This is a genomic window from Bacillus sp. NEAU-CP5, from assembly GCF_026420705.1.
GTDB classification, from domain to species: Bacteria; Bacillota; Bacilli; order Bacillales; family Bacillaceae; genus Bacillus; species Bacillus velezensis.
In genome coordinates this window covers 221,379-235,844 of record NZ_JAPMOV010000003.1, presented here as the reverse complement: position 1 = coordinate 235,844, position 14,466 = coordinate 221,379, and the positions used below count along the sequence as shown (strand labels likewise).

At 49.8% G+C, this 14,466-nt stretch carries 16 protein-coding genes; 12 read left to right on the top strand and 4 right to left on the bottom strand.

Going from position 1 to position 14,466, the window contains the following annotated elements:
* The first annotated feature begins 190 nt into the window (after window positions 1–190).
* Genes OTK50_RS11240 through OTK50_RS11230 form a run of 3 tightly spaced genes read left to right on the top strand, consistent with a single transcriptional unit; the run spans window position 191 to window position 3,063 of the window.
* A complete protein-coding gene (locus tag OTK50_RS11240; RefSeq protein WP_252206815.1) occupies window positions 191–1,228 on the top strand; it encodes a FecCD family ABC transporter permease in 1,038 nt (345 codons plus the stop codon).
* Entirely contained in the window at window positions 1,228–2,238 is a 1,011-nt protein-coding gene (locus OTK50_RS11235) for a FecCD family ABC transporter permease (RefSeq protein WP_025853867.1), read from the top strand. Before OTK50_RS11240 ends, OTK50_RS11235 begins: the two co-directional genes overlap by 1 nt.
* A gap of 18 nt (window positions 2,239–2,256) precedes the next feature.
* Window positions 2,257–3,063, top strand: a complete 807-nt coding sequence (locus OTK50_RS11230; RefSeq protein WP_266121878.1) for an ABC transporter ATP-binding protein — start codon at window positions 2,257–2,259, stop codon at window positions 3,061–3,063.
* A 34-nt stretch (window positions 3,064–3,097) separates the two neighbouring features.
* Here the strand turns inward: OTK50_RS11230 and OTK50_RS11225 are convergent, their stop codons facing one another.
* From OTK50_RS11225 to OTK50_RS11215, 3 genes are all read right to left on the bottom strand, one after another.
* Window positions 3,098–3,520, bottom strand: coding sequence for a regulatory YrvL family protein (locus tag OTK50_RS11225; protein ID WP_003151772.1), 423 nt, complete (start codon window positions 3,518–3,520; stop codon window positions 3,098–3,100).
* Window positions 3,521–3,587: 67 nt separating this feature from the next.
* A complete protein-coding gene (locus tag OTK50_RS11220; RefSeq protein ID WP_007410043.1) occupies window positions 3,588–4,748 on the bottom strand; it encodes an oxalate decarboxylase family bicupin in 1,161 nt (386 codons plus the stop codon).
* A gap of 117 nt (window positions 4,749–4,865) precedes the next feature.
* Window positions 4,866–5,021 carry a YvrJ family protein gene (locus tag OTK50_RS11215; protein ID WP_003151774.1) on the bottom strand — a complete coding sequence of 52 codons (156 nt, stop codon included), beginning with the start codon at window positions 5,019–5,021 and terminating at the stop codon, window positions 4,866–4,868.
* 241 nt (window positions 5,022–5,262) lie between these two features.
* Between OTK50_RS11215 and OTK50_RS11210 the strand changes: the two genes are divergently transcribed.
* The 5 genes from OTK50_RS11210 to OTK50_RS11190 all read left to right on the top strand — a co-directional run bounded on the left by OTK50_RS11210 (window position 5,263) and on the right by OTK50_RS11190 (window position 9,606).
* A complete protein-coding gene (locus tag OTK50_RS11210; protein ID WP_088005512.1) occupies window positions 5,263–5,799 on the top strand; it encodes a sigma-70 family RNA polymerase sigma factor in 537 nt (178 codons plus the stop codon).
* A complete protein-coding gene (rsoA, locus tag OTK50_RS11205; RefSeq protein ID WP_003151778.1) occupies window positions 5,796–6,032 on the top strand; it encodes a sigma-O factor regulator RsoA in 237 nt (78 codons plus the stop codon). The genes OTK50_RS11210 and rsoA overlap by 4 nt, the downstream gene beginning before the upstream one ends.
* A gap of 173 nt (window positions 6,033–6,205) precedes the next feature.
* The gene (locus tag OTK50_RS11200) at window positions 6,206–6,925 is read left to right on the top strand and encodes a response regulator transcription factor (RefSeq protein WP_070082352.1); all 720 of its coding nucleotides are present in this window, start codon (window positions 6,206–6,208) and stop codon (window positions 6,923–6,925) included.
* Window positions 6,922–8,664 carry a sensor histidine kinase gene (locus OTK50_RS11195; protein ID WP_070082351.1) on the top strand — a complete coding sequence of 581 codons (1,743 nt, stop codon included), beginning with the start codon at window positions 6,922–6,924 and terminating at the stop codon, window positions 8,662–8,664. Before OTK50_RS11200 ends, OTK50_RS11195 begins: the two co-directional genes overlap by 4 nt.
* A gap of 63 nt (window positions 8,665–8,727) precedes the next feature.
* A complete protein-coding gene (locus OTK50_RS11190; protein WP_070082350.1) occupies window positions 8,728–9,606 on the top strand; it encodes an SMP-30/gluconolactonase/LRE family protein in 879 nt (292 codons plus the stop codon).
* A 51-nt stretch (window positions 9,607–9,657) separates the two neighbouring features.
* Here the strand turns inward: OTK50_RS11190 and OTK50_RS11185 are convergent, their stop codons facing one another.
* Window positions 9,658–10,449, bottom strand: coding sequence for an SDR family NAD(P)-dependent oxidoreductase (locus OTK50_RS11185; protein WP_007410049.1), 792 nt, complete (start codon window positions 10,447–10,449; stop codon window positions 9,658–9,660).
* 187 nt (window positions 10,450–10,636) lie between these two features.
* Between OTK50_RS11185 and OTK50_RS11180 the strand changes: the two genes are divergently transcribed.
* From OTK50_RS11180 to OTK50_RS11165, 4 genes are read left to right on the top strand one after another with little or no spacing between them, the layout of a single operon-like run.
* A complete protein-coding gene (locus OTK50_RS11180; RefSeq protein ID WP_042635475.1) occupies window positions 10,637–11,581 on the top strand; it encodes an ABC transporter substrate-binding protein in 945 nt (314 codons plus the stop codon).
* Window positions 11,544–12,590: a FecCD family ABC transporter permease gene (locus OTK50_RS11175; RefSeq protein WP_130571480.1), complete on the top strand. Its 1,047-nt coding sequence runs from the start codon at window positions 11,544–11,546 to the stop codon at window positions 12,588–12,590. The genes OTK50_RS11180 and OTK50_RS11175 overlap by 38 nt, the downstream gene beginning before the upstream one ends.
* Window positions 12,587–13,813, top strand: coding sequence for an ATP-binding cassette domain-containing protein (locus OTK50_RS11170; RefSeq protein WP_239033909.1), 1,227 nt, complete (start codon window positions 12,587–12,589; stop codon window positions 13,811–13,813). Before OTK50_RS11175 ends, OTK50_RS11170 begins: the two co-directional genes overlap by 4 nt.
* Entirely contained in the window at window positions 13,810–14,379 is a 570-nt protein-coding gene (locus OTK50_RS11165; protein WP_088461645.1) for a cob(I)yrinic acid a,c-diamide adenosyltransferase, read from the top strand. The genes OTK50_RS11170 and OTK50_RS11165 overlap by 4 nt, the downstream gene beginning before the upstream one ends.
* Window positions 14,380–14,466: the final 87 nt, after the last annotated feature.

Below are 14,466 nucleotides of genomic sequence, written 5' to 3'. Positions count from 1 at the left end.
TATATCACTGCTTTCATAGAGAAGCACGCTCTTTTTAAAGAAAAACTTTCTTTTTTATATGAAATTAGGTCTATTAAATGAGAAGATAAAAGTGCTATACTGAAACAAGTCATTGATAATCATTATCATTACCATTCTTGTTTTGAGAAAGGAAGAACGAGTGTTGGGTCTATTGAAAAAGAAACAGACAATGACGGCTCAAGGGGCATCAGGGAGTGAAATCCAGTGGACGGCGCGTTCATTCCGGGCTGCTGTGCTGCTGTGTGCCGGTATTGCGGTTTTATTGATCGGCGCCGCTCTGTCTGTTTCCATCGGAGCTGCCGATATTCATCTGCGGACGGTGTGGGATGCTCTCTTTCACTTTCAGCCGCAAAATACATCTCATCAAATCATACGCGATCTGAGGCTGCCGAGAACCGCCGCCGCCGCGCTCGTCGGGGCTTTTTTAGCTGTGTCCGGAGCGATTATGCAGGGGCTGACGCGGAACCCGCTTGCTGAGCCTTCCATTATGGGCGTGACGTCGGGGTCAGGATTTGCGATCGCATTGGCATTTGCTTTTTTTCCGGGTCTGTCTGCGGCGGGACTTGTTTTGTGGTCCTTTACGGGAGCGGGAATCGGAGCGCTTATTGTGTTTGGCATCGGCCTGTCTTCAAAAGGCGGTCTGACACCGGTGAAGCTCGCGCTGGCCGGTACGGCAGTCGGCTATTTCTTAACGGGGCTTTCAAGCGCGATTGCGATCCGTTTTGATGTCGCCCAGGATGTGAAGTTCTGGTATGCCGGAGGAGTCGCTTCCGTCAAATGGGAAGGCGTGCAGCTGCTTTTGGCGGTCGGGGTTATCGGACTATTGCTGGCATTTCTGATTGCGCGCTCAGTGACGGTGCTGAGCTTGGGTGAGGAACTGGCCAAAGGGCTCGGGCAGTACACATCGCTTGTGAAAGTAATCGGAATGTTTGTCGTTGTCCTCTTGACGGGGGCTTCAGTCTCAGTCGCCGGAGCCATTTCTTTTATCGGCTTGGTGATTCCGCATATCACCCGGTTTTTAGTCGGGGTAGATTACAGGTGGATCATTCCCTGTTCGGCGGTATTCGGCGCCGTTCTGTTAGTTTTCAGTGATATTGCCGCAAGACTCGTCAATGCGCCGTTTGAAACACCGGTCGGCGCTTTAACCGCCCTTATCGGCGTTCCCTTTTTCTTTTATTTGGCGCGCAGGGAAAGGAGAGGGCTGTAATGAATGTAAAATCGAAAAAACCGCTGGCGGTCATGGCCGTTACGTTTGTGCTCATATGCATCGTCTTTTTTATCAGCTTAAACATGGGTGTGATCCGGATTGCGCCACTTGATACGATGCGTGTCTTTTTCGGACAGGGGGATGCCCGGGATCAGCTCGTTTTATTTGAATTCAGACTGCCGCGCATGGTGCTGTCATTGCTTGTCGGCGCAGGAATCGCGGTTTCAGGCGCGATTTTTCAAAGCGTGTCTCAAAATGACTTGGCGGAGCCGGGCATTCTCGGTATTAACGCCGGGGCGTCTTTGGCGGTCGTTCTGTTTATCTTCTTTTTCCAAGGGTCAGCTGTTGATCTAAGCATGGCCAGTACATGGCTGCTTCCGGTGAGCGCTTTGGCGGGGGCTTTTCTGGCTGCGCTGCTCATCTATGTGCTGGCTTGGAAAAAAGGCGTTTCACCTGTCCGGCTCGTTTTGGTCGGGATCGGCGTCAATGCGGGGTTTAATGCGCTTCTCTTGATTTTTCAGCTGAAAATGGACCCGCGGGATTTCATGCAGGCGCTTGTATGGATTTCCGGTTCGATTTGGAACGCCAATTGGAAAATGGTGCTGTCCATTTTGCCGTGGCTGCTGGTCCTTTTACCGTTCAGCCTCTATAAAGCCAGGTATTTAAATGTGCTCCAGCTCGGTGATCAGCTGGCGGCGGGGCTTGGCACCAGGGTTGAAAAGGAGCGGCGCGTTCTGCTGATGTCCGCCGTTGCCCTGACCGCGTCATGTGTTGCGGCAGCCGGCGGAATCGCTTTTCTCGGACTCATTGCGCCGCATTTGGCCAGAAGGCTTACCGGGCCGCGCCACCAGACGCTTATCCCGGTTTCAGCTTTGATCGGAGCATTTTTATTTCTGCTTGCCGATACGCTGGCGAGAAATGTGCTTGCACCGTCCGAAGTTCCCGTCGGCCTGGTGATTTCCGTGCTCGGAGCGCCGTATTTTGTATATTTGCTGATGAAAACGAAATAGAGGAAGGAGACTGCCGCGATGAACTCATTATCGGCGGAACAGCTTACTGTCGGTTATGGCGACCGTTTGATAGCGAAAGAATTGGATATCGCCATCCCGAAAGGAAAAATTACAACGCTGATCGGTCCGAACGGCTGCGGAAAATCGACGGTTCTCAAAACGATGTCAAGAATCATGAAACCGAAATCCGGCGCCGTCTATTTAAACGGACAGGCGATCATGCAAAAATCCACGAAGGACATCGCCAAGGAAATGGCAATTCTTCCGCAGACGCCTGAAGCGCCGAGCGGGCTGACGGTGTACGAACTTGTTTCTTACGGCAGGTTTCCGCATCAGTCCGGAATGGGCCGCTTGAGTGATAAAGACCGTGACATGATCAAATGGGCGCTTGAAGAGATGGGGATGGCCGAATTTTATGACCGGCCGATCGAAGCGCTTTCCGGGGGGCAGCGGCAGCGTGTGTGGATCGCCATGGCGCTCGCTCAAGAAACGGAGCTGCTGCTTCTTGATGAACCGACCACTTATTTAGATCTCGCCCATCAGCTTGAAATTTTGCAGCTGCTGGACAAATTAAACAAGGAGCAGGGCCGCACCATTTTAATGGTCATTCACGATCTGAACCATGCCGCCCGTTTTTCCCATTACATGATCGCCCTGAAAAAAGGGCGCGTCATCAAGGAAGGAACGGCGGAGGAAGTCATGACTCCCGGCATATTGGAAGACGTGTTTCAAATTGACGCACAGATTGTAAAAGATCCGCGCACGAACAAACCGGTCTGCTTAACCTACGATTTAATCCGGCATGAAAACGCAACGGTAAGATGAAAAAAAAACGCAGAGCCATTCCGGCCTGCGTTTTTTAGTGCGCCCGGGGCTGCTTTTGTCCGGAGACGCATTTATCCAAAACGAAAAAAACCCCCGCCACAATCAGCTCCTCCGTCGTTGACAGCCAAATCTTTTCAATCAGTTTATCCGTCGTATACGCAGTCATCCAGAGGAACAGCAGCTGAACGGTGCCGGCTAAAAGGAGAAAAGGCAGCCTGCCCGTCCCAAAAAAGGTAAAGCTATGTATCATCAGCCGCTCAAGCGGTTCAAAACATAAACCGAGAAGAATAAAAAGCACGGAAAAAAGCAGAACGTACGCCATCGATCCGTAGCTCGTCCCGGCTAATGAAAATACGGCCATCATCACGATGAAATACCCGAATAATACAGCAGCGGCTGCCAGGGCATACCGGAGCACCTGAAGAAAAAACATTTTCGTCCCGTTTTGATTGATCATCTGTTCAGCTCCTTTTCACACAGAGGAGACTTGCAGAGACGGAACTCTGCAAGTCGGGTGTGTATCTTCAGCATTTCTTTTTGACGACAGGGTGTTTCTCTTTCGAAAGAATATCCGTAAAGTCTTTGCCCAGATCCAGATGCTGCTGGACGAATTTCTCAGGAAGCATGGCAAGCCATTGGTTCAGGGACACATCGGCATAGTGGTCATCCTTGAAGATTTCCAGGAAGACGAGCGGCTCATCCCCCAAATTCTCCACATAGTGGCCCATTGCGAACGGGACGTAACCGACATCCCCGGCCTGATAGTTAAATGTTCTTGCATGGCCGTCCGATGCAAAAACCGTCATCCGCCCTTTACCGGAAATATAATACTGCCATTCATGCGTATTCGGATGCCAGTGCAGCTCTCTCATTGCGCCCGGTTCGACCACGACAAGCGCTGAAGCGATCGTTTTGGACACTTTGAAGTTTGTGGAATCCGCGATATATACTTTGCCGCCGTCCGTCTCAGCAGTCGGACCTTCATCCAGCAGGCGGTAAGTGAACGGGTAAGGCACTTCGCCGTTCGGGCCTTCCACAATGTCATCTTTCAGCTTCCCGGGAACCGGCTCTTCAAAGATATATTTTTCTTTCCCGGGCAGGCCGGCGAGGTCTTTTTCTGAAACCCCGAAGTTATTGGCGATGACATCAAGCGGCGTGTGGGCAAGCCAGTCAGTCACTTGGAATGTGCTGTTTTCTGAGAAGGAACCGTCATCAAAAACCAAGAGGAATTCACAGCCTTCTTTCAGCGCCTGAATGGAGTGCGGCAGGCCTGACGGGAAGTACCACAGATCTCCTTCCTTCACGTCATCGATAAAACTGCGTCCCTGTTCATCAACGATCGTGACCCGCGCTTTGCCCGTCAGCATATATGCCCATTCCGCTTCTTTATGCCAGTGCAGCTCACGGATGGCGCCCGGTTTTAAACGCATGTTGACAGATGCCAGATTTTCAGAAATCGGCAGCTCGCGAACGGTCACCTCACGCGCGTACCCGCCCTTTTCCAGCCGATTATGCACATCTGAGAAAGAGAATTTCATATTATCCACTGTGCCGTGATCCGTTTCCGGCGGCGTCAGCATATCCGGATTTTGGCGGTCTCTTTCAAGATTGCGCGGAATCGTGACGGTCGCCCCTTTGTCTCCTCTGATCGGCTGCGGGATATTGCAGTTGTTTTCTTTTGACATGTAAATCGTCTCCTCTCAAGCTTTGTTTTTTCAGAAAGAGAATGTGAAAGGCCTTTCGTTTTCCCTTCTGCTTTGTTAAGTGATGCGTTCCGATGAAAAGTCAACTTCGTGTGAAAATTAATTTTTCATTTTCTGCTCTTTCAGTTCCGTCATCAGTTCGATCAGGGCGTCAAACTTCTTCTCAAACCGTGTGAGAAGATACATGGCAATCAGAGCCGGAAAGCCGAGATTGCCGATCTGTCTGACCGCTTCTTCTATAAAAACCTGATCCATCACCAGCCACCTCCTGACTTGACCTGCAGTCATGTATATAAGTGAAAGAAAGAGCGGCTCCTGTAAACCTGATATCCCGGTTGAGGGTCTTTTTTTGTTCCGGCAAATCCGGGACATAAGGAATGCGGAATCTTAGTCGGAAAGGAGTAGTTTACTTTTTTTTGCTTTCTTTCATTTAATTTAAATAGGGGGCGGTTTTATGGACTATCAAGTTCTTTTACGGTCAAAATGCAAGGAAATTATGAAACATCCGATCGTTAAACATTTTTTAAGTGACCCAAAGCATTACGAGAAATTTAAAAATGTGCTGGAACATTCAGACGAGAAGGATGCAAAATCATTGGACGACCATTTTAAACAGTTTTATAAGGAAATCCGGATCATCAAATATATGAACTCTATGATCCGGATTTTCTCCATCGATTTTGACAAGCGCATCCGTAAAAATCAGAATCGCTATCCGCTGACGGTGGATCAGCCGGAGGGAGGTGAAGCGCTTCCCTATGAAATGGGAAAAGACGCGTATGAAGAGTTTCTGCGGAAGCAGGGAGATTTGAGCCAGCATGTCCAAAACCGTGATTTATATGAAGCGCTTCAGACGTTAACCGATAAACAAAAAAGCGTGCTGACGAATATTTATCTTCACGGAGCGACGATGAAAGAGATTGCCGAGTCGCTGGGTGAATCACGGCAGAACATTTCCAATATTCATAAAAAAGGGCTCGACAATCTCAGAAAGCAGCTGGACAAGCAAAAAAAGGGGGAAAATAAGCAGTGAACGGGCCATTTGACTTCAACAAAGAGAACACAGATACCGACGAAATGGAACTTTTGATTTCGCGTTTTTCGCCAATGATAAAAAAAAAACTGAGCAATACATCATACCAGGAAAGAGAAGACCTTGAACAAGAATTGAAGATTAAAATAGTTGAAAAAGCGGACATGCTGTTATGCCAGGAAGTGCCGGGTTTTTGGGAATTTATACTTCATCTTATAAATGAAAGCTCCTGACAAAAGCGGCGGAATGATGGATATTCCGCTCTGACACCGTGAGAAAAACGAGAAGAGATGTCCGGTCTCGTTTTTCTTTTCTGTTTCCCCGCAAGACCTCCGCACTAAAAAAGTACCAAATCTTATCCATATAATGATATGATGAAAAAAACAAAGAGAAAGGAACGTCCAAGGTGGAAAATGCGTCAATTTTAATTGTAGACGATGAGAAGGCGATCGTTGATATGGTCAAACGCGTTCTCGTCAAAGAAGGCTATCACAACATTAAGACAGCCGGAAGCGCTGAGGAAGCGATTGAGTTTGTTAAACATGAATCCGCGGATCTGCTCGTGCTGGATGTGATGATGGAAGGCATGTCCGGTTTTGAAGCATGCACCGAAATCCGGAACTATACCGACGCTCCGATCTTTTTTCTGACTGCCCGTTCTTCTGATGCGGATAAGCTGTCAGGATTTGCATTGGGAGCTGACGATTATATAACAAAGCCGTTTAATCCGCTCGAATTGGCGGCGCGGATCAGAGCGACGTTAAAGAGAACCTATAAGCGCGAAGAGAAAACGGCGGTAAAGACGTATTCATACAGCCATTTTTCCTATTCGCCGCAAAACGCCGAGCTGATCGTCGGGGGCGAGCCCGTCAGCTGCTCCGCACAGCTTCTGCAATTGCTTCAATATTTCTGTGAACACCCTGATGTGGTGCTCTCTAAAGATCAGATCTATGAAAAAGTGTGGGGATATCCGTCTTACGGCGACAACAACACCGTCATGGTTCACATCCGCAAGCTCAGAGAAAAGATTGAAAAAGACCCCAGCAATCCGTCCTATATTGTAACGGTGCGCGGCCTCGGTTATCGGTTTATTCCCGATCAAGGAGAAAAAGGAACCCGCTCATGAGAATGCGCGGAAAATTTCTGCTCCACTTTTTCGGACAGCTTCTGCTTGTCATCCTGCTGATGTCCGTTTTGGCCGTCGCTTCTTTCTTCTATTTGGATTGGCGTTTCAGCGAAGCGGAAGCCAATGCGGGACTGACCAAAGCGACGGCAGACTCGTTTGAAGCGTGGCTTGATAAAAACGAAGACGGCACATGGGATGTCGATGAATTTTTAAAGATGTCGGTCAGAAAGCAGAAGGGCTGGCTGCAGATCATTAATGACAAAGAAAAAACGGACTACGCGTACAGAGTGCCGAAAGACGTCCCGAGCCATTACAGCAGAAAAGACCTCTTATCCATTTACCAGTACCGGAATTTTGACAACTACAAGCTGAATTACTGGACGGTCACGATAAATGATGAGACCTATTTGATTCTGTTCGGCTGGAAATCCGCCAGTGAGCAGCTTCTCACTTACATCGAATCACAGGAGCCATCCCTCGCTTCCCTTTCTCAATATAAAAAAAGCACGGTTGATTATATTAAACGGGAAAAAGGGGCGGTCTACCTTCTCGAAGACAGCGGCAGACTGCTCGGGGATATCAACAGCACGAAAAAAGAACGGAACACCGTCAATGAGCTTGAATTGCTGAAATACAGTTCCAAGCCGTGGAATTACAAACGGGAAATTTCTTTTAAAAGACTCGATAAAACGAAATGGATGGTCGCGTCGGTGCCGAACCCCGTGTACATCCCCGATCACGAGTTTAACAAATCATTTTTGAGAAATGTGATGAAAACCCTCTTCCTCTTGATTGGAATCCTGGTATTTATGATCTGCATCCTGACCATTTGGTACTCTTTCCGTTTCGGCTGGCCGCTGTTTCATACCATCAAATGGCTTGTCAATTTATCAAAGGGCCGGCTTGAAGAGCCGAAGAACCGCAAAGGACAGCCGGTCAGCAAAAACAAAAAAGGCAAAACAAAACAGCCGTTCCGCTTTTTCGCCGAGATTTTCGAATCGATGGATCAGCTGACCGACACGCTGAAGCGGGATAAGAAAAACAGAGAAAAAATCCAGGCGACAAGGGAAGAATGGATCGCCGGGCTGAGCCATGACTTAAAAACCCCGCTGAGCACGATTTACGGCTACAGCATGATGCTTGAATCGAAGCAATACGACTGGACACCGGAAGAAGTCAAAGAAATGGGGCAGATCGTCCGGGAAAAATCAGAATATATGTCGAAGCTGATTGAGGACTTAAACTTAACATACCGCCTCAAAAACGCGGCCCTCCCGATCGAACGGCGGCTGATCAACGTCGTGCCGTTTATCAGAAACGTCACGAACGATTTTACGAAAAACACGTTCTCGGAAGGCTATGACATCGCCTTTGAAACCAAAAAGGAAGACATTCTTTTCGCCATTGATGAAGCGTGGTTCCGCCGTATTCTGGAGAATCTGCTGGCAAACGCGGTTAAGCATAATAAGAAAGGGACCGCCATTCGGGTCGTGCTTGAGGAATCAGCCGAACAGCTCATTCTGAAGGTGAAAGATAACGGAAGAGGAATGGACGATGAAACGATTCACCAGCTGTTTAACCGTTATTACCGGGGAACGAATACGAAGGGGCCGTCAGAAGGAACTGGACTCGGGCTCGCCATTGCCAAAGAGCTGGTTCACCTTCATAACGGAACCATCCATGTCAACAGCAGAATCAGCGCCGGAACGGTGATTACGATTCTTTTTAAAAAAGATTGAGTTTGGACGCCGCTTTGTCGGGAATAACAATAGAAGACTGACAAGCAAAAGAGGTGTTCACACATGGAAGCAGCATTACGAGCAGATACGAGAGCAGTTATCGGAGAAGGCCCTTTATGGGACAAGGATAAGGAATGCCTGTACTGGGTGGATATACTGGGCAGCCAGCTCCATATCTTCACTCCGGCTGACGGAATCAACCGTTCCGTTAAATTCAAATCATTTGTCACGGCTCTGGCCTTGTATTCAAAGGAAGAGCTGGTGATGACGATGAAAGACGGGTTTTACCTGTACAATCTGCGGGAAGACACATTGACGAAGATGAAGCAGCCGAAAGACATGCGGGAAGATATCCGTTTCAATGACGCAAAATGCGACCCGTCCGGCAGATTATGGGCGGGAACGACGAGCATGGAAGGCAAAGAAGAGGAGGCTTCGCTGTACCGTCTGAATACGGACGGCAGCCTTGCCAAAATAAAAGACCAGGTCTCTACCTCGAACGGTTTGGATTGGGATCGGGACCGAAACCTGATGTACTATATTGATACTCCGACGCAGGAAATCGTCTGTTATGCATACGATCCTGAAACCGGAGCCGTATCAGATCCGAAAACGGTCTACCGCTTTCCGGAGTCGCAAGGATCTCCCGACGGAATGACCATTGACCGTGACGGAATGCTGTGGGTGGCTCTGTTCGGAGGCGGCCGCGCCGTCCGGATTGACCCGTTCTTGCATAAGGAAATTGCATCTATCGAAGTTCCGGCGAAATACGTCACCTGTTGCGCGTTCGGAGGCAGAGAATTGAACACGTTATACATTACGACCGCGACGGAAAAATTGACGGAAGCCGAAAGACTTGAGCAGCCGCATGCGGGCGGCCTGTTTTCAGCAGAGCTTGAGACGGGCGGCTGGGAGCCGGTTCCGTTTGCAGGCATGATGTAAAAAAAAGCCCTGGCATATGGGGAAGTTCCCATTGTGCCGGGCTTTTTTGTGTTAAATGGAGCGGATGATGCCGCCTTCAACCCGCTGTGCGGTGCCGTTAATGGCAGAAGCAGCTGATGAAGCGAGAAATACAATCGTATTGGCGACTTCTTCCGGGGTTGCATAGCGCTGAATCAAAGATGTCGGTTCATTCACTTTAAAATAATCCCGGACGAAGCTGTCCGTGTCTTCTCCGGCAGCCTTTGCGGCTCCTTCCATGTAAGAAGCGACGCCTTCGGTCCATGTCGGTCCCGGCAGCACGGAGTTGACCGTGACATTTGTGCCTTTCGTCATTTCCGCCATTCCCCGGGACAAGCTGATTAACGCCGTTTTCGTCATTGAATACGGAATCATTTGCGCAAGCGGTTTGACACCGGCTTCACTGGAGATGTTCAAAATCCGTCCGCTGTTTCTTTCAAGCATTTGCGGCAGAAAACGCCGGCACAGGCGCACGGCGCTCATAACATTCACTTCAAAATACCGAGTCCATTCGTCATCAGACACCTCAGCGAAGTCTTTTACTTCAAAAAAACCGAGATTATTGACGAGAATATCGACTTCCCCGATTACACCTGCGCGCTTTATCAAGTCATCCGCCTCATCCTGACGCGATAAATCCGCAGCGATGCCGTGGACCGTTCCGTAAGCGGAAAGCTCCTCAACCGTCCGTTCCACAGTTTCTTTTTTTCTTCCGTTTATAATCACCTCGGCGCCTTCGGCTAAAAAGCTTTTTGCCGCGGCTTTTCCGATGCCTGAGGTTGATCCTGTAATCAAAACGAGCTTTCGTTCAAGCTGTAATTCCATGATAATCCTCCTTTTTACACCATTGTGTAACAGTATACATGATGAATTTTAGTGTGTACGAACAATTTGCTTTCATGCAAAAAGGCCGGATATACAAGCCTTAAAGACTTATAGTATAATTACTGCGAAAAAAGGATACGAATGTCAAAGAGACAATCGTTTACCATAATCAGGGGGAGTTAAAAGAATGAAGAAGATCACTGCCGTCTGGGCGGCGCTTTTGGTCACCGCCTTTGTGATCGCCGGCTGTTCCGGCGCACAGGAAGAAGGAAGCGCGGCCAAACAAAAAGCCGTCTCAACCGAAGCATTCCCGGTAACCATTAAGGATGCCGCGAACGAAAAAGTAACCATAAAGCAGGCACCGGAAAAAATCGTTTCCCTCATGCCGAGCAATACGGAAATTACATACGCGCTCGGACTGGGAGATAAGGTCGCAGGCGTCACGACAAATGATACATATCCGAAAGAAGCGGTAAAAAAACCGAAAGTCGGAGATATGAATGTGAACGCTGAAAAAGTCATCGCGCTGAAGCCGGATCTCGTGCTTGCCCACGCGTCCTCTATGTCCGCTTCCGCCGATGCGATGAAGCAGCTGAAAGATGCGGGCATCACCGTCTTAACGGTCAATGATGCGCAATCGTTCCAAGACGTGTACAAATCTATCAGCATGATCGGGAAAGCGGCCGGCAAAGAAAAGCAGGCGGATCAGCTGATCAAATCGATGAAATCCGACCTTTCCGGCATAGAAAAGAAAGCGGCGGCCATTTCTGAAAAAGACGAAAAGAAAGTATTCGTCGAAGTGTCTCCTGACGGCTACACGACGGGGAAAGGCACGTTTATGAACGAAATGCTTGAAGATATACACGCGAAAAACGCCGCCGGCAGCCAGACCGGCTGGGTGCAATTGACGGATGAAGCGATTGTCAAAATGAATCCGGACGTCATCATTACGACAGACGGCGTAAAGGCCGCTGAAGTGGAAAAACGCGCCGGCTGGGGTGCCGTCAATGCGGTCAAACACCACAATGTCTATTCTGTTGATCCTGACCTTGTCACACGCTCAGGCCCGCGCCTTGTCAAAGGGGTCGAGAAGCTTGCGGAAAGCGTTTATCCTGAAACGTTTAAAAAGTAACCGCCCGCTGGCCTACACGGTCAGCCTGCTGTTTTTAGCCGTTTGTACGGCACTCGGCATTTCAATCGGCAGTCTGCATATTCCTTTATCCGACGTTTTTTGGATCGGGATCGGCCGGACATCCTCTGTTGATCCTATGAATGTAAATATTATGATGAATATCCGCCTGCCGAGAGTCGTTCTGGCTGCCCTTGTCGGAGCCGCGTTATCTATTGCGGGGGCGGCGTTTCAGGGACTTCTGAAAAATCCGCTCGCCGACCCTTATACACTCGGGGTATCTTCGGGAGCCTCGGCGGGAGCCGTTATCACCTTGTTTTTCGGCATTCAGATTCCCGTCATCGGCCGGTTCACACTACCGGTTGTCAGCATCGCCGCAGCCATTGCGGTCATGGCGGCGGTTCTGTTTTTCAGCCGCCTCGTTCATGCGTCGATGTCGGTTTCGACGCTCATTTTGACAGGCATCATCATGAATTCTTTTCTCGGGGCTCTCATTTCGCTTGTGATCGCTTTAACGGGAAATGATCTGCTCCCGATTGTCCGCTGGCTGTTAGGAAGCGTGTCCATGAGGGGCTGGGGCTATGTCGCGCTGTTTCTGCCTTTTTTTCTGGCCGGGACGGCGCTTCTGCTTATCAATGGCAGAGAATTAAACATTATGACTTATGGAGAAGAAAAGGCAAGGCTGTTAGGCGTCAGTACGGGAAAAAGAAAACTGCTGATGATCGCCGCCGGATCTCTGCTGACGGGAGGAGCGGTTGCCGTCTCGGGGACGATCGGATTTGTCGGCCTTGTCATTCCCCACGTGACACGGCTTTTATGGGGAACGGATCATCGCCATTTACTGCCGCTGTCAGCATTGACGGGCGCCGGGTTTCTCATTTTGGCGGATTTGTTTTCCCGCACCGTCATTGAGCCTGTCGAATTGCCGATCGGCATTATGACGGCTTTGGCGGGAGCGCCTGTATTTGCCTTGATTCTGCTTCGCCAGCATCATGGAGGGAAACGCTTATGATCAGGGTGAGCAGCCTGTCCGGCGGGTACGGAGGCCGGATGATTGTGGAAGATGTCAGCTTTACCGCCGGAAAAGGTGAATTTGTCGGCATACTCGGTCCGAACGGCTCGGGAAAAACAACGCTGATGAAATTGCTGACGGGAATGCTCTCTCCGTCAAAAGGCGAGGCGCTCGTAGCAGGCAGGCCCGTCGGCGGATACAAGCCGCGGGAGCTTGCGAAAATCATGGCCGTTTTGCCGCAGCATACGGAGCAAGCCTTTACATTTTCCGTTAAGGAAACGGTGTCCTTCGGCAGATACCCGTATCAAAAAGGACTCTTCAGACAGATGGATCAACATGACGAAGACATTGTCCGGGAAGCGATGGAAATGACGGGCATCGACCGATATGCGCAGCAATCCGTCCGCAATCTGAGCGGAGGGGAGCGGCAGCGCGTCTATCTGGCGCAGGCGCTGGCTCAGCAGCCTGAGGTGCTGTGTCTGGATGAGCCGACGACCTTTCTTGATCTCAAATATCAGAAAGACCTGCTTGATACGGTGAAGCGGCTGACGAGAGAAAGAGGCCTGACGGTCATCAGTATTTTTCACGACCTAAACGCCGCAGGCCAATATTGTGATCAGCTTCTGATGATGAAAGACGGGCGCGCTTTTCCGAAGCAGACGCCGGATCAGGCTTTGAAAAAAGAGACGATTGAAGACATTTATAGCATCAGTGTCAGCGCTGTTGCCCAGCAATCGTCGCCGAAACCGCTGATCGCTTTCATGCCGGAAGCGCGGGAGGAAAGAGAGCCCGTCAGCGTTCCGTTCGCCTCTCTGATAAACAAAAGCGGAAATACCGTAACGCTTCATACAGAACGGCCTTTCAGAATGTTGTCAACCGCATCTGACGGCCCGGGCTTTTCGTGGAGCCGCCGGCTTTCCGGCTCAGCGGCCGCTGGTTTGATCTGCCGTACGTTTGATTCGGTCACAATTGCCGTGACTGCGCAGCATACCGTTTGGGTGCTGATCAGCGGACGTTTATCGGAACAGGGATTTGTACGGCTGTTAACGGCAGCGGCTGAAGCGAGAATGCAGGCTCTTTCCGGCAGACAGGCAAAAGGCGACATTGTCATTTGTGCCTTGCAGACAGGAGAGGCGATGGACGTCCCTCAGGCGGAAAGAGCCGTCAGAAGAGGAACCGCGGCATGTGTAAAAGCGGCGGAAGAAGGAGGAATACAACGATGAAGCTGTATACAAAAACCGGCGATAAAGGACAGACAAGCCTGATCGGCGGCAGAACGGATAAAGACAGTCTGCGGGTTGAAAGCTACGGGACGATCGATGAGCTGAACAGCTTTATCGGGCTTGCGCTTGCGGAGCTTGATGATTGTGAGAATTGCGGTGATGTGAAAGCCGAACTCCGAAACATTCAGCATGAGCTGTTTGACTGCGGCGGCGACTTGGCGACGGTCACTGAACATAGAAGCTATATATTAAGAGAGACATCTATTTCCGCATTGGAAGACTGCATAGACCGTTACACGGCTGAAGCGCCCCCGCTTGAGAAATTTATTCTTCCGGGCGGGCATAAGGCGGCTGCTCAGCTTCATATCGCGCGGACCGTCACAAGACGGGCTGAGCGTCTCGTCGTGAAACTGGGCAAAACAGAAGAGATAAACGATACAGTGATGCGTTACTTGAACCGCCTGTCTGATTATTTTTTCGCGGCGGCAAGAGCAGTTAACGCAAGACAGGGCGTTCAGGATATAGAGTATGAAAGAAGCGCCGCGGTATTCCGTGATGATGAATAACGTTTTGTTCAGCCGGCAGCAGCAAGCCGGCTGTTTTTTTATAGAGATATCCATCAATTGAACCTTTATTGACAGAAGGAAAATGTA